The organism is Sphingomonas sp. R647, from assembly GCF_020177055.1.
GTDB lineage: Bacteria > Pseudomonadota > Alphaproteobacteria > Sphingomonadales > Sphingomonadaceae > Sphingomonas.
Map to the genome: position 1 here is coordinate 189806 of NZ_JAIQXT010000002.1, position 22259 is coordinate 212064.

At 63.4% G+C, this 22259-nt stretch carries 15 protein-coding genes; 14 read left to right on the forward strand and 1 reads right to left on the reverse strand.

Annotated features, from left to right (window positions below; all coding sequences use genetic code 11):
- Positions 1 to 13 precede the first annotated feature (13 nt).
- The 5 genes from K9B35_RS04825 to K9B35_RS04840 all read left to right on the forward strand — a co-directional run bounded on the left by K9B35_RS04825 (position 14) and on the right by K9B35_RS04840 (position 5745).
- Entirely contained in the window at positions 14 to 2086 is a 2073-nt protein-coding gene (locus tag K9B35_RS04825; protein ID WP_224920681.1) for a S9 family peptidase, read from the forward strand.
- A 21-nt stretch (positions 2087 to 2107) separates the two neighbouring features.
- On the forward strand, positions 2108 to 3346 hold the full coding sequence (locus K9B35_RS04830) for a DUF819 domain-containing protein (RefSeq protein WP_224920682.1): 1239 nt from the start codon (positions 2108 to 2110) through the stop codon (positions 3344 to 3346).
- 47 nt (positions 3347 to 3393) lie between these two features.
- Entirely contained in the window at positions 3394 to 4089 is a 696-nt protein-coding gene (locus tag K9B35_RS04835; RefSeq protein WP_224920683.1) for a Type 1 glutamine amidotransferase-like domain-containing protein, read from the forward strand.
- Positions 4090 to 4102: 13 nt separating this feature from the next.
- Complete coding sequence (locus tag K9B35_RS20145) at positions 4103 to 4237, forward strand: hypothetical protein (RefSeq protein ID WP_263622335.1); 135 nt, start codon at positions 4103 to 4105, stop codon at positions 4235 to 4237.
- Positions 4238 to 4587: 350 nt separating this feature from the next.
- Positions 4588 to 5745, forward strand: coding sequence for a tyrosine-type recombinase/integrase (locus tag K9B35_RS04840; protein WP_224920684.1), 1158 nt, complete (start codon positions 4588 to 4590; stop codon positions 5743 to 5745).
- Positions 5746 to 5865: 120 nt separating this feature from the next.
- Here K9B35_RS04840 and K9B35_RS04845 read toward each other — a convergent pair whose 3' ends face one another.
- Complete coding sequence (locus K9B35_RS04845; protein ID WP_224920685.1) at positions 5866 to 6912, reverse strand: helix-turn-helix domain-containing protein; 1047 nt, start codon at positions 6910 to 6912, stop codon at positions 5866 to 5868.
- Between the two features lie 252 nt (positions 6913 to 7164).
- Between K9B35_RS04845 and K9B35_RS04850 the strand changes: the two genes are divergently transcribed.
- The 9 genes from K9B35_RS04850 (at position 7165) to K9B35_RS04890 (ending at position 22202) form a co-directional block, all read left to right on the forward strand.
- On the forward strand, positions 7165 to 7482 hold the full coding sequence (locus K9B35_RS04850) for a hypothetical protein (RefSeq protein WP_224920686.1): 318 nt from the start codon (positions 7165 to 7167) through the stop codon (positions 7480 to 7482).
- A 35-nt stretch (positions 7483 to 7517) separates the two neighbouring features.
- Complete coding sequence (locus K9B35_RS04855; protein WP_224921102.1) at positions 7518 to 11975, forward strand: beta strand repeat-containing protein; 4458 nt, start codon at positions 7518 to 7520, stop codon at positions 11973 to 11975.
- Positions 11959 to 12108 (forward strand): hypothetical protein, encoded by a 150-nt coding sequence (locus K9B35_RS04860; RefSeq protein WP_224920687.1) that lies wholly within the window; start codon positions 11959 to 11961, stop codon positions 12106 to 12108. The genes K9B35_RS04855 and K9B35_RS04860 overlap by 17 nt, the downstream gene beginning before the upstream one ends.
- A 646-nt stretch (positions 12109 to 12754) precedes the next feature.
- Positions 12755 to 14422 (forward strand): ShlB/FhaC/HecB family hemolysin secretion/activation protein, encoded by a 1668-nt coding sequence (locus K9B35_RS04865; protein WP_224920688.1) that lies wholly within the window; start codon positions 12755 to 12757, stop codon positions 14420 to 14422.
- Between the two features lie 14 nt (positions 14423 to 14436).
- Complete coding sequence (locus K9B35_RS04870) at positions 14437 to 18921, forward strand: beta strand repeat-containing protein (RefSeq protein WP_224920689.1); 4485 nt, start codon at positions 14437 to 14439, stop codon at positions 18919 to 18921.
- On the forward strand, positions 18908 to 19057 hold the full coding sequence (locus K9B35_RS04875) for a hypothetical protein (protein ID WP_224920690.1): 150 nt from the start codon (positions 18908 to 18910) through the stop codon (positions 19055 to 19057). Before K9B35_RS04870 ends, K9B35_RS04875 begins: the two co-directional genes overlap by 14 nt.
- Positions 19054 to 19944: a hypothetical protein gene (locus K9B35_RS04880; protein WP_224920691.1), complete on the forward strand. Its 891-nt coding sequence runs from the start codon at positions 19054 to 19056 to the stop codon at positions 19942 to 19944. Before K9B35_RS04875 ends, K9B35_RS04880 begins: the two co-directional genes overlap by 4 nt.
- A gap of 63 nt (positions 19945 to 20007) precedes the next feature.
- Entirely contained in the window at positions 20008 to 20271 is a 264-nt protein-coding gene (locus tag K9B35_RS04885) for a PqqD family protein (protein WP_224920692.1), read from the forward strand.
- A gap of 221 nt (positions 20272 to 20492) precedes the next feature.
- A complete protein-coding gene (locus K9B35_RS04890) occupies positions 20493 to 22202 on the forward strand; it encodes an asparagine synthase family protein (protein ID WP_224920693.1) in 1710 nt (569 codons plus the stop codon).
- The last annotated feature ends 57 nt before the right edge of the window (positions 22203 to 22259 follow it).

The following is a 22259-nucleotide window of genomic DNA, read 5'->3' on the forward strand; positions in this document are numbered from 1 at the left end:
GCGAGTTTCGACCATGACCCGGACACCCCTGATTTTGCGCCTGTTTTTCGCCAGTGTGGCGATGACGGTACCGACCGCCCTCATTGCGCAACAGCCGGCGCCCGCATTGCCGCAGACCGGGCCGGTGCCGATGGGCGCGGTCGACTTCGTGGCGCTGCCCCAGCTGGGAAAGCCGTCACTGTCGCCGGACGGAGGCAAGTTGATCTATGTCCGGTCGCAGGTCGACTGGGTCAAGAACAAGCACCGCGACGACTATATGCTGCTCGACCTCGCGACCGGCCAGGCGCAGCGCATGTCCGATTGGGTGCACGAGGATGACTCGCTGTCGATGGTGAACTGGTCGCCGGACAGCACCAGCGTCGCCTTCACCATGAAGGGGAAGGGCGACAAGCGCGACCAAATCTATCTCTACGACATCAAGGCGCGCAGCGTCGCCAAACTCACCGCGCACAAGACCGGGGTTACCGACCTGAACTGGAGCCCGGACGGTCGCGCGATCTATTTCCGCGCGCGCCGGCCCGATCCCGCGTCGACGCGGGTGCGCAAGTTCCAGATCACGCCGTTCGATACCGACCTGCCCTATGAACTGTGGCGGCACGACCGCAAGGACGGGAAGTCGCACCGGGTGCTGGGCGGCGACATCTCGATCGACGATTATTCGCTGTCGCGCGACGGGACCAAGATCCTGCTGACCATCGTCCCCGACGGGCCGCAATATGGCAGCACCGAGCGCGAAATCTGGCTGCACGACATCGCTGGCGGATCGACCCAACGGCTGACGCGCAATCGCTATGCCGAGGTGCGCGCGCAGCTGGCCCCGGATAACAAGAGCTTCGCCTATATCGCCACGGTCAACCAGGCGGGCGACACCTATTATGAGGACAATCTGTTCGTCCACCGGATCGGTGAGGCGGAGCCGCGCCTGATGCTGGCGGACGTGCCGATGGAGGTGGGTGATTTCGCCTGGGGCGACACCGGCAACACGATCACGCTGCTCGCCAATATCGGCCTGCGCAGTGAGCTGTTCCGCGTGACGGTTTCTGCGAACCGGGCGGAGCGACTGACCCGGGGCGATCACAGCCTCAGCGAGTGGCGCTACGATCCGCAATCGAAAGCGCATGTCGCGGTGATCACCGATGCGGCGAGCCCGGGCGAGATCGCGGTGATGCGCTCCGGCGATACCGCAATGCGGCGGGTTACGCGCGACTATGCCGACTTGCCTAAACGCTTCCGGCTCCCGCGGCAGGAGGCGTTCAGCTGGAAGGGGCGGGACGGCCAGCCGCTCGAGGGGCTGATCATCTATCCGGTCGATTACCGCCCCGGCACGCGTTTTCCGCTGATCACCATCACCCATGGCGGACCGCGGTCCTCATCGCAATTCGGGTCGTGGAACCTGTCGCGCGCGGTGCCGGTGTTCACCGGACAAGGCTATGGCATCTTCCTGCCCAATCATCGCGGCGGGACGGGCTATGGCGATGCGTTCATGCGCGACATGGTCGGCAAATATTTCAACAACGCCCATCTCGACGTGCTCGACGGGGTCGATGCGCTGGTCGCAAAGGGGCTGGCCGATCCCGACCGGCTGGCTGCGACGGGGTGGAGCGCGGGCGGTCACATGACCAACAAGCTCATCACCATCACCGACCGGTTCAAGGCGGCGTCGTCCGGCGCCGGGGGCGCGGACTGGATCTCGCTTTATGGCGAAAGCGATGTGCGCGACTATCGCGCCGCCTGGTTCGGTGGCTCGCCGTGGCAGGAGAATGCGCCGCTCGCCAACTTCGTCGAACAGTCGCTGCTCAAGGACGCGTGGCGGGTGAAGACCCCGACGCTGTTCTTCGGCGGCAGCAAGGACGTGCGCGTTCCCCCGACCCAGGCGATCCTGATGTATCGCGGCGTGCGGACGGCGGGCGCCCCGACCCGCCTTTATCTGGCCGAGGGCGAGCCGCATAACTTCAAAAAGCCGTCGAACCAGTTGTTCAAGATCAATGCAGAGCTTGAGTGGTTCGGGCGCTACGTCACCGGCACACCCTATCGTGCAGTGCTTCCGGAACTTCCGGCGAGCAGCGCAAAGCCAAAGGCGCGCTGATCGGCGCATGAGGACCAGCACATGACCCGGCCCCTGATTGCCAATGACATCGTGACGTTCGGCATCCTGTGCGCGATCCTGGGTGGCCTGTTCGCATTGAAGGCGCGGGGCGGGTTCTGGGACCGGTTCTTCACCTTCGTGCCGATCATCCTGCTTTGCTACCTGATCCCTTCGCTGCTCGCGAGTTTCGGGGTCATCGCGCCGGGTGAGGACGGCCTGTGGCCGGTGGCGAAGGACTATTTCCTGCCGGCTGCGCTGATCCTGCTGACGCTCAGCATCGACATGAAGGGGATTTGGGGCCTGGGGCCAAAGGCGCTGATCATGTTCCTGACCGCAACTGTCGGCGTGATCATCGGCGGGCCGCTGGCGATGGTGATCGTCGGCAGCTTCAGCCCCGAGACGGTCGGGGGCAGCGGCGCCGACGCGACCTGGCGCGGGCTGGCGACGCTGGCCGGCAGCTGGATCGGCGGGGGCGCCAATCAAACCGCGATGCTCGAAATCTATGGCTATAACCCGGATCTGTATTCGGCGATGGTCGCGGTCGATATCGTCGTCGCGAATATCTGGATGGCAGTTCTGCTCTATGGAGCGGGCATGGCCGAGCGGATCGACCGCTGGCTCAATGCCGATGCCAGCGCGGTTCACAGCCTACAGCAGCGGATGGCGGAGTTCAGCCTGTCGGTAGAGGGCGTGCCGACGCTGCCGCGGTTAATGGTCCTGCTAGCCGTGACCTTTGGCGGCGTGGGACTGTCGCATCTCGGCGCCGATCTCCTGGCGCCAGCGATCGATAGCATCCCCGGCTGGGCCGGCGGTGTGCTGGCGAGCAAGTTCTTCTGGGTCGTCGTCATCGCGACGAGCTTTGGCCTGATGCTCAGCGTCACACCCGCGCGGAGACTGGAAGGGGCGGGTGCGTCGAAATTCGGGTCGGTGACGATCTTCCTGCTCGTCGCGATCATTGGCACGCGGATGGACGTCTTCAAGCTGCTCGACACCCCGATGCTGTTCCTGGTCGGTCTGATCTGGATCGCAATCCATGTCATCTTGCTGCTGATCGTCGCCAAGATGATCCGCGCGCCCTTTTTCTTCGTCGCGGTGGGCAGCAAGGCGAATATCGGCGGGGCGGCATCCGCGCCCGTGGTCGCCGCCGCGTTCCACCCTGCGCTGGCGCCGGTCGGCGTGTTGCTCGCGGTGCTGGGCTATGCGCTCGGCACCTATGGGGCGATCATCAGCGCCCAGCTGATGCAGATGGTCGCGCCCTGATATGCCCGACACCCGCTCACCTAAGTTCCGTTCGATAGGCTGATTCAATGCCCGCCACGCCAACGGTCCGTCAGGCTTTTTGCATCAGCGATTCGCTCTCCCTGTTCGTCCCCGAATGGGAGGAGCCGGTGCTTGCCCGCGCGCTGGTGGCACTGGCAACCAAGGCCAGTCCGGCCATCTGCTATGTCGGCGCGGCCAAGGGCGATCAACCCGAACGCATCCTGGCCTTCTACCAACTGGCGCAGCGGGTCGGCTTTACCCCCCGGACGCTGAACCTGTTCACCCCGACCACCGACGACCCGGACGCGTATTTCGCGGGAGCGGACATCATCTATGTCGATGGCGGGTCGACGCGGAACCTCATGGTCCTGCTGCGCGAATGGGGTGCCGATCGCGCAATCCGCAGCGCCTATGACCGCGGCATCGTGCTCGCTGGAGCAAGTGCCGGCGCGAACATGATGTTCGAATGGGGGCTGACCGACTCGGTGCGCACGCGCATCGATCCGATCGCGGGTCTGGGAATTCTGCCGGGCACGATCGGCATCCACCATGATTCCCACCCGCGCCGTCCTGAGGCGCTTGCGGCCTTTCTCGACGACCCGCGCGCGACCGGCCCGGTCTTCACGATCGATGACGGGGTGGCGCTGCACTTCGTCGAAGGCTGCCATGCCGGCACCCGCAAGCGCCGCGAAAACGCGGGATGGACCTGGTCGAAGCTCCCCTCAAGAATGAGGGTATGCTGATGGTGTACCATTTATGAAGCTGGGCGCTGAAACGGCAACGGCGATCAACATGGTGCCCGTCGAAGAAATCGACATGGTTCTCGACACCAACTCATCCGCGCTGTCGGTGGATGCGGTACCTCTCCTTTGCGCGAAGTCTACGGCCTGATCGATTCCCGGGGTCGCCAGAGGACGTTCCGGAAGGGGACCGGTCGTGCACGTTCTGGAATGGATGCGCAGGCCATCGGATCGGGCCTAATGCAGGTCACGCCACCATAAAAGACGGGTCCTGGGATATCATCAGCCCCGTCGCCAAAACCAGCGACTCTCTCCCGTGTCGTTTAGTCGCTGGTGACCCTACGGGCATCGTTCTGAAATTCCAGTAACACTCATGACGTCTCAACTTATTGATTTAGAATAGCGTATTTGAAATTCGTCGGACCAATCGGTCCCACAGTTTCTCGCAAAATCTGGATCAAAACGTGGGACGTGATGTGGGACTTCAGAACGAGGTCTCGGATGGCGTTGACCGCTCTTAAAGTCAAAAATGCCAGGCCGGGCAGCCATGCGGATGTTCATGGACTTCGTTTATTCGTCCGCGAAAGCGGGACGCGATCCTGGGCGCTCAGAATCCAGCACGAGCGCGAGCGGCGAGACTTTGGATTGGGTGCCGCGCATGATGTTTCCTTGGCAGAAGCGCGGTTGCTCGCCGCCGACCTGCGAAAGGCGGTCCGTGCTGGTGTCGATCTCAGCGCGAGGAAGGGAAGGGCGCGTAAGTCGGTCCCGACCTTCGAGAAGGTGACGCGGGACTGCTACGAGGCGATGAAGGGCGGCTGGAAGGATCAGCGGCATGCGTCCTGGATATTCAGTTTCGAGCGACATGTGTTCCCGCACATCGGCAGTAAGCCAGTTACCGCCGTCGATAGCGCGGCGGTTCTGACCGTGCTGGAGCCGATCTGGCTCAAGATACCCGACACCGCGAAGCGCGTATTGCAGCGTATCGGAACCGTTCTCGACTTCGCGCACATCAAGGGGCTGGTGCCAGAGGAGGTCTCACTTCGATCGGTGACGCGAGGCCTGCCGCGCCAGAACCACCGGGTTACTCACCGAGCAGCGATGCCGCACGAAGCCGTGCCCGCTTTCATGAAGGCACTTTGGGCGCTTCCCTCGACTTTGGGCCGCGACGCATTGCGGCTTACTATCCTGACAGCCGTTCGCTCGAATGAGACGCGGAAAGCGACCTGGGGTGAGTTCGACCTCGACAAGGCGGTTTGGTCAATCCCTGCAGCCCGGATGAAGATGAAAGAGGCACACGTAGTTCCGCTGGCTCCCGCCGCCGTGAACCTGCTGCGATCGATCCATCGCCGCCATCTTGAGCTCCACGGAACGGTCAATCCAGACGGGTTCCTGTTTAGTGTCTCACGCGGCAAGCCGATCAGTGACATGACCATGCTCAAGGTCTTGCGCGACATGAATATCGTCGACGCGACTGTGCACGGGTTCCGAAACACCTTCACCGATTGGGTGGCAGAGTGCACCAACGTGCCAAAGGAGGTCGCCGACAAGGCGTTGGCACACCGAATTCCGAATGCGGTCGAAGCTGCATATCGGCGGACCGATTTCTTCGATCGTCGCCGGGTGCTGATGAACGAGTGGGCAGAGTTCCTGCTTGGATGAGTTCGTCGCAAGCCGGTCTGGGTCTGCTTTGGTCAGCTCCGACGTGGCGCCATGGATAACCGATACATGACTGCAGATCGTACAAGCGCGCTATTGGCCTGCCATTCCGACTGCTCGTGCCTAACGTCTCCCGATGCGGTTTTCCCAATTGCCGAGCAGCATTTCCGATACTGCGGCATTCATTTTTGCCTTTGTGTCTGGATCACTGAAGCGAATTTCATCCAGAGACTTTCCCAGCAGCTTCGCAAAGCTCTGCGCGAGCTTGGCACGGGTACCGAAGCCTGATCGCCGCGCGATGTCAGCGAATGAGTCGCCTTCGACATCCGTTAGCATGGACCAGGCCCGCAGACGGCGGCGGTCCGTGATCAGATCCTTTACGCCACCACCGTTATACTGGATCGTACGATAGAGGGTCGCGCGCGAAATACCGAGCCGGTCCGCGATCCATCCTGGCGTCAGTTCTTGTCGGTTAAGATTGTGATTGATCAGCAGATCGATCCGCGTTTTCAGTGGCAAATCCGCGCTGGCGATCTCAATGCGGTCGGCAAGCGCGGTGCTCAGCAATTCGAAGATCATGCGCAATGTCACAGATCCGTGGCGCTGCGTCATGCGGGGCGCGTCATCGATCAGTCGCTTGACACAATCGCGCATCAGTCCCGCCAGCGGGTGGCCGGCCGGGATGACACATCCATGCAAATCCTGTTCGTCGATATCGCCGCTCAGCCCGGACCGCGGCATGATGATCCGGATATTGCGGATATTATGCTGCAACAGCGCGCCGGGACGATTGAGATCCAGAAGCAGGATATCGCCCGGCTGAAGAAGCCTGCTTGATCGGGTTGGGGTCACTTCGACGACACCCTGCTCGATGAAATAGACGAGCAGGTGATCGGTCGAGGTCGCCTCGATCCGCTTTTTGTCGCGACTCAAGGTGAAGCTGCCACTTGAAGCGGTGCGGGAGACAAGCCCTTCGGGGAGCACGATCATCTGCGTCTCGAGCGTGAAGTCGGGCTGATCGACCACCTCGTCAGGATCGAGCAGGAAGGCGAATGAAATCGAAGCGGCGACCCGCGTCATATATGCGCGAAGCGTCTCATCTTCGTTGCGTCGGTATTCGACCCGCGGGATCGCGCTGTCGAGATCGACGGTCGCCGACCAACGTTGCATGTTCTCGCTCCAATCGATTGATAAGACGCGTAACTTCTCGACCTGTTGGCGCAGTTGGGCGACATCGCCAATATTTTTTTTCCTGTCGAGACAGTTTCGCGGGTCAGCCTGCCGCGTGAGACAAACTGCTATTGGCGATGTGAAACCCGTGGCTAATAGAAATGCCCAGCTTGAGCAGGGGGCGCGCTTCCTGCTTTCCGGGGGGCAATACATACCATGAGATTGTCGGCTTTGTCTGTGATCGGTAGCACGTTGCTGCTGCTGGCCACCGGGAACCATGCGCAATCGGCAAATCAACTAGCTCCGCCTAGCATCGCCCCGCCGGTTGTTCGTTGTGACAGTGCGGTTGCCGGTTCGGAACGCACCGTTCCTCCCGTATTGCCACTCATCTCTGGCGCGCAGGGCGGCGTGTTCCTCAATCGGCCCACTTTCTTCGAACGCCGCCGCACCGATGCCTCGGCCACCCTGCCTGCGGGCGTAACAGCGTCCGGCGAATATGGCCGCGCATCCACCGATGTTCTCGCTGGCAGCACCGACCGCCTCACCTTCTCTATCATCGCGCAATTCTGAAGAGGTCCCTCGATATGATCCGCACGCTCTCTGCCATGCTGCTGACCACGTCAGCGATCGTCCCGCTCAGCGCTCAAGCGCAGTCGCTGCCGACTGGCGGCACCGTCGTGGCCGGGTCTGCGGAGATTGGCGGCGGTGCGGACGGCACCATGTCGATCCGACAGACCAGCGGCGCGGCGATCATCAATTGGCAGAGCTTCAGCGTCGATCAGGGCAACCGGGTGGATATCGCGCAACCGTCCAGCACCGCAGTGTTGCTCAACCGCGTGACCGGCGACACCACGACGACGATCGCGGGGCAGGTGAACGCCAATGGTCGCGTGTTCATCATCAATCCCAACGGCATCCTGATCACCGCGACCGGTGGCGTGAAGGCGGCCGGCTTTGTCGGATCGACGATGGACATCGATGATGCGGACTTTCTGGCGGGCCGATATGATTTCGCCGGTACCGGCGGAAGCGTGGTCAACGCAGGCCGCATCGAAATCGCGCGGGGCGGATATGCAGCGCTGATCGGCGGTCGGGTCGACAATAGTGGCCTGATCCTCGCGCCGCTGGGTAAAGTTGCGATGGGTGCGGGCAGCCGGGCCACGTTGGACTTTTCCAGCGACGGCTTCCTGAAAGTCGCGATCGGCACAGATCAGAGCGCAGAGCTCGCGATGTCGGGGCATATCGCGGCAGATGGCGGCTCGGTGATCCTGAGCGCGGCGCAGGCGCGCGAGGCGGCGCGCAGCACCGTAAACATGAGCGGCATCGTCGAAGCACGTGGGATCGACACCCGTGGCGGCAGCGTGACACTGACCGGCGGCGACATTTCGCTGACCGGCGCAACGATCGACGTGTCGGGGACCAACGGCGGCGGATCGGTCAAGGTGGGGGGCGATCGCCGGGGCGTAGGTAGTACCGCCCATGCCGATACGCTTCAGGTCGACGCCGCGACCCGCATCCGCGCCGATGCGACCGGGGCCGGATCGGGTGGCAACATCGTGTTCTGGTCGGATTCGGCCACCGACTTCGCCGGTACGATCAGCGCGCGGGGTATCGGTGCAGCGGGGGGCGATGCGGAAGTCTCGTCGCGGGGCTATCTCAGCTATTCCGGGACGGCGGACCTGACCGGATCGAGCTTCGGCACCTTGCTGCTCGATCCGTACAACATCAACATTTCGAACGCATCCAGCAGCGGCATGGCCGGCTTTGTCGCAGGCGCCAACAATAGCGTGCTCAACGCATCGGTGCTGACCGGAGCCCTGGCAACCGCCAATGTCGTCGTTCAGACGGGCAGCAGCGGCGCTCAGGCGGGCAACATCACCGTGGCTGCGCCGCTCATCTGGTCGAGCGGTGCGACGCTGACTCTCGAAGCGGCGAACAATATCGCGATCAACGCGCCGATCACCGCGCGAGCCGGTGGCCTCACGCTCGTGGCGACCGGGACGATCAGTCAGACCGGCGCGATCGACATCGGCATTTTCAGACAGTCGAACGGCAATTTCACCACCATCGGCGCCACGCTTCCGGGCTTCCAGGCAGGCAGCTTTACGATTGACGGCGGCAGCTTCCTTCGCGCACTCGGCGGCGCCGGCACGACGGCAACACCCTGGCTGTTGACCGATATCTACGGCGTCCAGGGCATGACGTCGCTCCGTACGTCACACTTCGCGCTCGCCAATGATATCGACGCCAGCGGAACGGTCAATTGGAATGGGGGCGCGGGATTCCGCTCGATCGGCGGGGCTAGCGGTTCCTTGCCGGACGCAGCGTTCATGGGGTCGCTGGACGGTCGCGGAAACGCGATCAAGGCGCTGTACGTTAATCAGCCTTTCTATTCGGCGGCAGGGATGTTCACGAGGCTTGAGGCGGCAACGGTTCGCAACCTACGCCTTTCCGGCCTGACGGTAATAATCGATTATTCGACCGCCGGTGCCACTTTGGCCGGTGGCTTGGCTGGCTGGCTTATTGGTTCGACCGTGGACAATGTTCATATCGACGGGACGATCAGTTCGCCCAGGAACCTTGGAGAAGCGGGGGGGCTTGCCGCGCGTATTGGCGGCGCTTCCGTCATTTCCAACATATCGATCGCCGGATCGGTATCGGGGACCAACATAGCCGGCGGAGTCACGGCCGCGCTAAGAGACACTTCTACCATCGGCCAAGCCTATGTCACCGCGTCGGTCTCGTCAGCCCAAGCATACGGCATCACCTACGCCACCGATACCGGGACATTCATCCGCAACTCATGGGTGTCCGGCAGATTGACGGGATCCAGAGCGGGCATCGTAGGAGTGAATCGGGGCACCGTCGGCGCGGATGTTTTTTGGGATGTCGAGACCACCGACACTCCAAATGGAGTATGGCTTGGAACTGGATCATTTGGCGCAGTCGGGTTGACCACCGCGCAGGCGCGAACCCAGGCCGCCTATGCCGGATTCGACTTTACCAATATCTGGTTCCAGACCGCCGACATGCGGCCGATCCTGCGCATTGAGGCTGCGACGGCGGGGACGGATGGCTTTATCGCCATTTCGTCGCTTAACCAGTTACAATTGATGTCCGCCAATCGGGGGGGCAATTATCGTCTTGCCGGCGATATCGATGCCACGGTCACAAACGGCGCGAATGCCGCCGGCATCTGGGGCAGCGGCGGCTTTGTGCCGATCAGTCTGGGCAGCGCCTTCAACGGCGGTCTGGACGGTGCCAATTACGCGATCCGCAATCTCACCATCAATCGCCCGACGACAAGCTATATCGGCCTTATATCGAATTTTCAAAGTACCACGGGGCGCTCTATCCGCAACCTGCGCCTGATCAACGCGTCGGTTACCGGGGGAGAGTCTACCGGCTCAGTCGTCGGACTGTCTTGGTCGCCGCTGACAAACATATGGGCCACCGGCACTGTGAACGGCGCTGGCTTTGTCGGAGGAATTGTCGGCGAGGCTGTGGTCGGCGGGCTCACCAATCTGCATTTTGACGGGTCCGTCCGGGGTACGAGCGCCGATGTCGGAGGCGTGGTCGGGGCTCTGTATGTGAATGCCAGCAACCTGTCCGCGAGCGGATCGGTATCAGGCGTGCAAAATGTCGGCGGCATCGCCGGTGCGGTGTTGAACAACGCGACCCTGAGCAGCGGCTTCTCGACAGCGTCGGTCGACGGAAACGGAGGCGATGCAGGCGGCGTGGTAGGGGGCATGTATACTGGGACGTTGAGCGACGTTTGGGCGAGCGGCGCGGTGGCGTCCGGCGGCCGGACCGGAGGTTTGGCCGGCTACCAATATGGCTCAAGCACGATTCAAAACTCATATTGGGACCTGGAAAGCACGGGGCAGGCCAATGCGGTGAGCGGCGTGCTCGGTACCAGAACGCTGCTGACGGGGCTCTCCACCGCCCAGGCCCGCAACGGGGCCAGCTACGCCAACTTCGCCAATTTCGGCACGGTTTGGTATCAGGGCAGCGACATGCGTCCGATCCTGCGCGGCGAGGCGCTGGCGGCGAGCGGCGGCACCATCGGCGTGTTCAATGCGCGCCAGCTTCAGCTAATCAACGCCAACCTGGCGGGGAACTACACCCTGCTGGACGATATCGATCTGTCCGCCACCAACAGCAGTGCAGGCTCGGCTGGGATATGGGGGGCGGGCGGCTGGACCCCCCTGGGCAGCGATGGCGCAGGAAATGTCTGGGGCGGAAGCGATTTCCGCACCATCGGCAGCATCACTAGCGGCACCTATGGCTTCACCGGCGCGATATTTGGGGGCGGGTACAACTTGACCGGCCTCTACATCAACCGCCCGACAATCAAGAATGTCGGCCTGTTCGGCGTGTCCGCCGGGCTCATTGATAGTGTGAACGTCAGCGGTACGGTGAGCGGCGCCAGCGGCATTGGCGGGCTGGTCGGCATGCAGAAGAACGGGACGATCATCGATTCGACAAGTTCGGTGAATGTCTCGGGCACCATGCTGGTCGGTGGCCTGGTCGGTAATCAGGTCGCAGGATCCGTCATCGGCAGCACCGCGACGGGGACCGTCACCGGTACGGACGATGTCGGGGGGCTGATCGGCTACGCGGCCGGGAGCATCGACCGTTCGTCTGCCACCGGCGCGGTATCGGGTACCCGCTATGTCGGCGGGCTGCTCGGCTACCTTTATCGTGGGTCGGTGTCGTACAGCACCGCGACGGGCGACGTGATCGCGTCGGTTCAAACTGCCGGCACGCTGGTCGGGAAGCAGGACGGGGGCACGGTCGTAGGCAGCACCGCGAGTGGCACGGTCACCGTTCCGCGCAACGCAGGTGGGCTGGTCGGACAGATCGTCGGCGGCGGTACGGTCGCGGCCACCGGTGCGACGTTCCCGAGCAGTGGGCTGACCTCGACACCGCTGAACGCCGATCGCATGACCGCGTCAACGCTGGATGCCGACCCGCTGCCGGCGAACTTGGACCAAATTGCAAAGAGCGCCCTGCTAATCTCAAACGAAACTGAGGAACGTGACGATGACCGCCAACAATAATCCCGAAAACAGCGAGAAGCTGGTTTGGGTCACGCCGCAGCTGGAGCAGTTGGGGACGATGGACGATGTGCAGTCCGGTGGCGTTCAGGGCGGCCCGGACTTCGAATTCGACCCCAGCGATCCTGCATCATGATGCCGGGAAACGCGTGGTCGCATCGTCCGGTCCTGGGCGGCAATGGCGGTGTTTACGGTCTGCCGCGACTTCGCGACAAACTGGCATGCGGGATGCGCCGAAGATGTGGGGCAGTCGCACTTAGGTCTAGGTGCGACGACATCGCCCAACTACATCGGTCGGCCTCGCCGTGGGAGAGTTCCGATAGCGAAAGTGTCGACTGGTTGCTTACGCGTCTGTGTTCTTAGCGTGAAGCCGGGCTGATCGATCACCTCGTCGAGATCGAGCAGAAAGCCGCGCGAAATAGAAATGGTGCCCCATGTTGTATATGCGCGAAGTGTCTCATCTTCGTTGCGCCTGTATTCGACTCGCGGGATCGATCTGTCGAGATCCACGGATGCAGACCGACGTTGCATGTTCTCGCGCCAATCCATTGATAAGGCGCGTAACTTGTCGATCTTTTGGCGCAGTCGCGCGACAGCGCCAATATATTTTTCTCCGTCGAGACAGTTTGGCGGGCCAGCCTTCCGCGTGAGACAAACAGCTATTGGCGACGTGAAACCCGTCGCTAATAGAACTGCCCAGATTGAGTAGGGAGCGCGCTCCCGGCTTTCCGGGGGCGATACACACGATGAGACTGTCGGATTGGCCTGTGATCGGAAGCACGTTGCTGCTGCTGGCCACCGGAGCCCATGCGCAAACGGCGAGCCAGCTGACTCCGCCTCGCATCGCGCCGCCCGTTGTTCGTGACGAGGGTGCGGTGGCGATTCCCGAAAACGCCGGGGCGGTCGCGCCCGCCGGGTCGGAAACGGTGTTCGTGCAGGTGGTCGCGGTCGCAATCGACGGCGACGCGCCCGCAGCCGCCGTGGATCGCCTCAAGTTCAGCCTTGTCGGCAAGCGGGTTTCGGTTGCCGAGGTTTTTGCCGCGGCCGCCGAACTCGAATCCGCGTTCGCGCGAAGCGGGCGAATCCTGACCCGCGTTGTCGTGCCGGCCCAGACGCTGGCAGATGCCGACGGCGACGCGAGGGTGCGGCTGCGTGTGGTTGAAGGCTTCATCGAGCGCGTCGACACAGCCGGCATACCAACGCGGGTGCGTCGGCGGGTGGATGCGGTCCTGGAGCCGCTGGTCGGTGATAAGACCATCACCCTAGCGCAGATTGAACGTCGCCTGATGCTCGCCAGCGATGTGCCGGGCCTTACGCTTTCCTCGACGATCGCGACCGGATCGCAACCTGGCGGAACGGTGCTGATCATTGAGGGGAGGCACCGCCCGGTCACCGGCTTTCTGACGTTCGACAACCTTCTGTCGCGCGAACTCGGCAGGCTCAGTTTCGGATTCGGAGTCGATTTCAACTCGGTGCTGGGCGCAGGCGAGACGATTTATCTGCGCGCAAGCGGGCTGCCCAATACGGGTCGTAAAACCAGCGTTTTGGATCCGACGCCGCGCAATCGCGCGCTGGCGGCAGGCTTTGCGCTACCGCTTGGCTCGGACGGGTTGAACGTCAGCGCGGAATATACCGACGCACGGCTTGCACCGCGATACGACAGCGCGCGACCGGGCATCGCCAGCCACTTCGAGCGCCTGTCTGCGCGGGTGCAGTATCCGCTGGTGCGTTCCCGGTCATTGACCGTGGGTAGTGAGCTCTCCCTTGACGTGCAGAGCGAGCGGGTTCGGATCTTCGATCCGGTGGACTTGCCGGTGTCCGAGGATCGGCAGCGCGTGCTGCGCGCCGGCCTGGACCTGGTTTCGCGCCTGCCCGGCGGCGGTTATGTCGTCGCATCGGTGAAGGGGTCGGTCGGCCTCGATATTCTCAACGCCCGTTCCGCGAAGGAGGCGAGCGCGATCCTGCCGCTTTCGCGCGCGGGATCGGACGCGGCTTTTCAGAAGCTCGAATTCGCCCTGGATGCCGTCCAGCCACTCGTCCCTGATCTTTCGCTCGCCATCACCGCACGCGCGCAATCGAGCCTGGGGCAGGCGATGTCGAATGCCGAGCAATTCGGCATCGCGACGGCGCGCGGTATTTCCCCGCTTCCTTCCGGCCTGATCCAGGGTGACAGCGGGCATGTCGTGCGCGGCGAGCTGCGGGCGTTGCTTCAAATTGCCCGTACCGTCCCGCCCGTATCGCCCTACATCTTTGGCGCGCAGGGCAGCGTGTTGCTGGAGGAGCCCAGCTTCTTCGAGCGGCGCCGCACCGATGCCTCGGTCTATGGCGTGGGCGCGCGGATTACCCTGCCTGCCGGCGTCACCGCATCGGCCGAATATGGCCGGGCATCCACCGATCTTTTCGCTGGCAGCACCGACCGCCTCACCTTCTCGATCATCGCGCAATTCTGAAGAGGTCCCTCGATATGATCCGCACCCTCTCTGCCATGCTGCTCACCACATCTGCGATCGTTCCGCTCAGCGCCCATGCCCAGTCGCTGCCGACCGGTGGCACCGTCGTGGCGGGGTCCGCGGAAATCGGGAGCGGATCGGGTGGCAGTCTGTCGATCCGACAGACCAGCGGCTCGGCGATCATCAACTGGCAGAGCTTCAACGTCGATCAGGGCAACCGCGTGGACATAGCGCAGCCGTCCAGCACCGCCGTGTTGCTGAACCGGGTGACCGGGGACACGACGAGCACGATCGCGGGGCAGGTGAACGCCAACGGTCGCGTGTTCATCATCAATCCCAACGGCATTCTGATCACCGCGAGCGGCGGCGTAAAGGCGGCTGGCTTCGTCGGATCGACGCTCGACATTGATGATGCGGACTTCCTCGCGGGCCGATATGATTTCGCCGGTAACGGCGGAAGCGTGGTCAACGCAGGCCGCATCGAAATCGCACGCGGCGGATATGCCGCGCTGATCGGCGGAAGGATCGATAACAGCGGCCTGATCCTGGCACCGCTGGGCAAGGTGGCGATGGGCGCAGGGACCCGGGCGGCTCTGGATTTTTCCAGCGACGGCTTCCTGAAGGTCGCGATCGGTGCCGGCCAGAGCGCCGACCTGGCGATGTCGGGTCGGATCACAGTTGACGGTGGCGCTGTGATCCTCAGCGCGGCGCAGGCACGCGAGGCCGCGCGGAGTACGGTGAACCTCAGCGGCGTGATCGAAGCGCGGGGCATTGAGACGAGAGGCGGGAGCGTGACGCTGACAGGCGGCGACATTGCCCTGACCGGCGCGACGATCGACGTGTCGGGGACGCACGGCGGCGGATTGGTCAAGGTGGGAGGCGATCGCCAGGGTCTGGGGACCACCGCGCATGCCGATACGCTGCGGGTCGATGCCGCCTCCGTCGTGCGGGCGGATGCGACGGGTGCGGGCACCGGTGGCGATATCGTGTTCTGGTCGGACGCGGCGACCGACTTTTCCGGTACGATCACGGCGCGGGGCATCGGTGCCAAGGGCGGTGAAGTCGAGGTCTCGTCCAAGGGGATGCTCGGCTATTCCGGCTCGGCGGATCTAACCGGGTCCAGCTTCGGCACCTTGCTGCTCGATCCGTACAACATCACCATCTCGAACGCGCCAAGCAGCGGCATGACGGGGTTTACGGCGGGCGCCGATAACAGCGTACTCAACGCTTCGGTACTCACCGCCGCGCTGGCGACGGCCAATGTCGTCGTGCAGACCGGCAGCGGCGGCGCGCAGGCCGGCAACATCACGGTCGCCGCTCCGCTTACCTGGTTGAGCAGCGCGACACTGACACTCGATGCTGCGAACAACATTTCACTCAATTCGGCGATCACGGCACGGACGGGCGGACTGATCCTCTCGGCCGGGGGGACGATCAGCCAGACCGGTGCGATCGCCATCGGCAGCTTCGAGCTGTCGCGCGGCTTTTTCAGCACCGTGGCAGCCACGCTTCCCGATTTCGAGGCGGGCAGCTTCGCGATCAACGGGGGCAGCTACCTCCGTGCTATCGGCGGGGCCGGGTCGCGGGCTTCGCCGTGGCTGTTGACCGACATTTACGGCGTGCAGGGGATGACGTCGCGCCGTTTCTCGAGTTACGCGCTCGCCAATACGATCGACGCCAGTGAAACGGTGAACTGGAACGGTGGTGCAGGGTTTCGCCCGATCGCCGGGGCAAGCGGCACGCTTCCGGAGGCGTTCTTCGGCGGAACGCTGGACGGTCGGGGTTTCGCAATCGAGAACCTGTATATACGCCAGCCTTCTTACTACTACTCCGGCCTTTTCACGAGGCTCCAGAACGCCACGATCAGTAACCTGCGGCTGACCGGTACGACGATCGACTCCGGTGGAGCGAGCTTCAGTCACGTGGCGGGCCTTGCCCCGATCATCAATGATTCCACCATCGACAACGTCCATATCGACGGCCGATTTACCGCGAGCGGGCAATCCGGGATCGCGGCGGGGCTTGCGCACACCGCCACGAACGCAACCTTTACCAATGTTTCGGTTCAGGGATCGATTTCGGCCACCGACGTTGCGGCGGGCATGGTCTATATTCTGGATGGCACGTCATCCATCCGCAACGCCTATGTCACGGCGTCGGCCACCGCCAACAACGGGGCGGCGGGTATTGTCTATGTCAACTATGCCGACACGTCGATCGACTCGGCCTGGGTTTCGGGGTTGCTGACATCGCAGCGTCTGAAGGCCGCTATCGTCATCGGCGCGGCCGATGGGACGATCGGATCCGACGTGTACTGGGACATCGATAGCACGACCGCCACTGACGCGGTCTTTTTCGGCGTCAATGGCGCCGTCGGTCTGACGAGCGCGCAGGCCCGGACCCAGGCGGCCTATGCTGCGCTCGACTTCACCGACACCTGGTTCCAGGCCGCCGACATGCGACCGATCCTGCGCAGCGAGGCGGGTGCAGCAGGAACAGACGGATATATCGCGGTTTCGTCCCTCAACCAGTTGCAACTGGTGTCCGCCAACCTTGGGGCGAACTATCGGCTCGCCAACGACATCAACGCAGCGGCGGCAAACGGGGCGGACGCGTCGGGCATCTGGGGAAGCGGCGGCTTCGTCCCGATCGGCCTCGGCAGTTCATTCAGTGGCAATTTCGACGGCGACTATCACGCCATCAGCAATTTGACGATCTATCGCCCCGGCACCGATTATGTAGGCCTGTTTTCACGGCAGCTAAGCGCTTCGCCGACCGTGATCAGCAATTTGCGCCTGATCAATGCCACCGTCACCGGGCGGGGCACCACTGGTGCCCTGATCGGATACTCCACCCAGGCCCTGACGAATATCTGGGTCAGTGGGAGCGTGGTCGGCACAAGCGGCGCATTGACCGGCGGCGTCGGAGGCGAAGCCTACGGGGGAGCGGCGACCAATGTACGTAATGTACATTTCGACGGGTCCGTCGCGGGTGTAAACTACGTTGGTGGGATCTTCGGCAGCCTCGGGGCGCACGCCAGCCTGCTGTCGGCCTCGGGCTCGGTAAATGGCGTTGGGGCGATCGGGGGGGTGATCGGTCAGCTGGACAACGGCGTGATCCTGAGCGCGAGTTTCTCGACGGCGTCGGTTACCGCCACCGGAAACGCCGCGGGTGGCATTGTCGGTACCCTTGACAGTGGAGCCATAACCAACGTCTGGGCGAGCGGCTCCGTGACGGCAGCGCAACAAGCCGGCGGCCTGGCGGGCAACCAGTCATCCCGCGGTTCGCTTGCGCTCTCCTATTGGGACATCACCAGCACCGGCCAATCCACCGCGGTGGGCGCTGGATCAGGCTCCATTTTCTTGGTCACCGGCCTTATCACCGCGCAGGCGCGCAACCCGGCCAGCTACGCCAACTTCAGCAACTTCAACTCCGTCTGGTATCAGGGCGCCGACATGCGCCCGATCCTGCGCGGCGAAGCCGTCACGCTGAGCGACGGCACGAGCGGCGTGTTCAACGCGCGCCAGCTTCAGCTGATCAACGCTAATCTATCGGGCACCTACACGCTGCTCGACGACATCGATCTGTCGGCGACCAACAGCACTGCCGGCTCGGCGGGCATATGGGGCGCAAGCGGCTGGGTTCCGCTCGGCATCGATGGCGCGGGCAACGTCTGGGGCGGGAGCAACTTCCGCAGCATCGGTAGCATCACTAGCGGGATCTATGGTTTTACCGGCGCGCTCTATGGCGGCGGGTACGATCTGACCGGCCTCTACATCAACCGCGCCACGATCAAGAATGCCGGCCTGTTCGGCGTGTCGGCGGGGATCATCGACAGCGTGAATGTCAGCGGCACGGTGATCGGCGCCAGCGGCATTGGTGGGCTGGTCGGCATGCAGAAGGACGGGACGATCCTCGATTCGACCAGTTCGGTGAATGTCTCCGGCACAATGCTGGTCGGCGGACTGGTCGGCAATCAGGTCGCCGGATCGGTTATCGGCAGCACCGCCACCGGGACCGTCGCCGGCACCGACGATGTCGGCGGGCTGATCGGCTATGCGGCGGGGAGCATCGATCGCTCCTACGCAACCGGCGCAGTCTCGGGCAACCGCTATGTCGGCGGGCTGCTCGGCTATCTCTACCGCGGATCGGTGTCGTCCAGCACCGCGACGGGCGACGTGACGGCATCGACCCACACGGCCGGCACGCTGGTCGGGAAGCAGGATGGCGGTGTGATCGTCGGCAGCACCGGGAGCGGAACCGCGACGGCTCCGCGCGATGCAGGTGGGCTGGTCGGACAGATCGTCGGCGGCGGTACGGTCGCACCGACCGGTTCCAGCGCCCCCAGCAGCGGGCTGGCTCCTGTAACGCTGAATGCCGGTCGCATGATCGCGCCAACGCCGGATGCCGACCCTCTGCCAGCGGGACTGGCCCAAGAGGGACGCGGTTCCTCGCCAATCGCAACCGAAACCGAGGAACGTGACGATGACGGCCTATGATAATCCCGAAAGCGGCGAGAAGCTCGCCTGGGTCACGCCCCAACTGGAGCAGTTGGGGACGATGAACGATGTGCAGTCCGGTGGCGCTCAGGGCGGCCCCGACTTCGAGTTCGACCCCAGCGATCCTGCGTCATGATGCCTGGAAGCGCGCGGTCGCGTCGTCCGGGTCTCGGGGAGTGTGGCGGTTTCTACGGTCTGCCGCGACTTCGCGACGAACTCGACCTGTTCGCGGGCGATGTACCCGCCATGCTGGACGCCCCGGCGGCAATTGCGGGTGCCTATCAGATCTCCGATGACGCCTTCCTGCTCTCGCTTCCCAGCGGCTTGTCATTTTATTATCGTCGCGGAATTGGCACCACCTATCGTCGCTCAGCAGAAACGACCGATGATGAAATCGCACTGTTTTTCGACGGGTGGGTCGTCGGCGCGATCGCGTGGCTGAACGGGTATGTGCCGCTGCATGCGTCCGCCGTCCTGCATGACGGGCGGATCTTTGCGTTCACCGGTCATTCGGGGGCAGGTAAGTCCACCCTCGCCGCCGCGTTGGCGCAACGCGGGATGACCCTATGCTCGGATGATGTATTGCTGCTGGACGTCGCGGACCCGGCACAGATCATCGCGCTGCCCGGGCCTGAGCGAATCAAGCTGTGGGACGATGCGCTGACGTTGACGGGCCATCGGTCAGTGCATCCGGTTCGCCCGGGCATTCGAAAATTCTATGTGTCGGGGCTCTCCTTCGCGTGCACGCCGCATCCGGTCCGGCGGCTCTACTTCCTGGAGAGCAGAGCGGAGGCCGCCACGGGCTTCACGGCAATCGAAGGGGCCTCGCGCTTCAACTGGATGCGCTCCGCTTTTTATCGGCCACGGCTGTTCACCGCGATCGCCGAACAGGCCGGGTATTTTCAGATGGGCGTGCGGCTGAGCAGGAGTGTCGAAATGCGGCGATTTAACCGGTCGCGGGACCACTCCCGCTTTAACGCGGGTATTGACATGATTTCGGCGGATATTCGTGCCGCCGCCTAGAGCACGTACCCGCGCGACATCCGGAACAGAGCGGACCTGTTGCGCCAATTCCGGGGCCATCAAATGAACCTTTCCAAGAATGCCAGCGCCTATAGCGAAGCGGAAATCGATGACGAACTGGTGCTTTTGAATATCGCGACTGGCCAGTTTCACGGCCTGCGCGGTGTTGGGCTGGCGATCTGGAAGTTGCTCGACAGCGAGCCGGACCTCGCCGCGATCAAGGCAATTCTGTCGGACCGCTTTGCGGTGGATCCCTCGACGTGCACCCGCGAAGTGGACCAGTTCATCAGTGAACTTGAGAAGGCGCGCTTACTCGTCGTCACGTAGCGAGAGCTGGCCAAAACCGCATGATCGGACTTTATCTCAATTGGTATGGCCGCCCTGTCGATCCCGTGGTCGCCCGCAGGGTCACGGCCTCGCTTGGCGTCGGTGTCGACAAACCGGTGGGTCATGAGTGCATCAGGGGCGCTTTGCTCGCAGCACTAAGCACGACGAAGGCGGCGGCGCGGAGCTGGCGGGCGACCGAACCTGCTTCCGGCGGACGGCTGTTGTTCACCGGGTTCATCGACAATGCCCCGGCATTGCGCCGCGAGCTTGGGGTCGACGCCCTTGACCCGGCGGAGCTCTATGCGGCCGGCTACGCGCAATGGGGCGACGCGGTCGATCTGCGCGTTATCGGCCAGTTCGCGACGATCCTTTTGCTGCCCAATGCGAATGGGGTGCGTTGCACCCGCTCGCCGCTTCATGCTCCGCCGCTCCATATCTGGCACGATCGCAAGCGGATGATCGTCGCCTCACTCGCGCGCGTGCTGTTTGCGAGCGGTGAGGTTGCTGCTGAAATCGACGAACAGAAGATCGCAGACAGCCTCTACCTGAATTATGCCGATGCCGAACGGGGCTGGTACCGGGGTGTGACGCGCGTCGCCACCGGCCACCGCGTCGTGATCAATCCTGGCGGCATTACCTCACACTGTTATTACGATCCTGCCACCCTGCCGTCGGTCCGTCTCAAACGCGACGCTGATTATGTCGATGCAGCGAACGCGCTACTCGCCGAAGGGACGCACGCCGCGCTTGCCGGCTTTTCGAAGCCGGCGGTTAGCCTCAGCGGAGGCCTTGATTCCCAGGCGGTGGCGGCGTTCGCCATCGCAGCACTGGGACCTGATCGACCGTTGCTCGGGTTGACTGGCGTCCCAGAAACCGGGTGGGAAGGCGAGGACCCGCCCGGCTATTTCGGTGATGAGCGACACCATGTGGCGGCGTTGGCCGAGATGTACCCTACTCTTGCTACCGAGACGATCGACGCTGCCGGCCTCTCGTTCGATCATCGGCTCAACGCGATGTTCCTGATGGGCGGAAATGTACCACGCAACGCGATGAACCTGCACTGGATCCATGCGCTCCGCGCCCGCGCGAAGGCGCAGGATTGTGACGTTCTGCTGTCGGGCTCGATGGGCAATATCAGCTTCAGCTTCAACGGCGCTGGGGCGTTGCCAGGCTGGCTCGCGGGGGGGAACTGGCTGCGCCTTGCACGAGAGTTGCGTGCTCAGAGCGCCTCCCGTCCGTTCGCGCGTGCGCTCTGGTCCCGCGCGCTGCTCCCGCTGCTGCCCGATGCGATCTATCGGCGTTGGGTTGGCCGGCGCTCAGGCGCCGTGCTGCGCCCGTTCGAGAGCTGGTGCCCGCTCCGCGCCGAATATGCGGAGCGCATGCAGGTGCAGGAGCGCGCCATTGCGATGGGTCACGAAAACGCGTTTCGCTCGCCACGTTCGACGCGAGGCATCCGGGCACGGATGATCGGCAACGCGATGACCGAGGCTGGCGACATCCGACAAGCGATGGAGCTGATCCATGGCATGCCCATGCGCGACCCGACTGCGTACAGGCCTTTGGTCGAGTTCTGCATCGGAATTCCCGACGATCAGTATCTCCGCGGGGGTAAGTCACGCTGGCTCGCTCGACGGATGCTGCGCGATCGCGTACCCGCCATGGTCCTGAACGAAAAGCGGCGCGGAATGCAGGCTGCCGATCTACCGCTGCGGCTGGGGCGGGATCACGAGGCGTTGGTGGCGGAGCTTGACGCGCTTGCGTGCGATTCGGAACTAGGGGATCGAATGGATCTGCCACGTCTCAAGCAAGCGCTTCAAGGGTGGTCTCCAGGACAAGGTGGCGACCGATTTGGCGTCGGGACGATCGAACTCACGCTGCCGCGCGCCATCGCGACAGCGCGTTTTATTCGCTTCGTCGAGGGCGCGAACTAAGGCGGGTTCTGATCATGGGTGCTGAAAATTCGGTATTAAGGCGGCGGCGCAACTTTG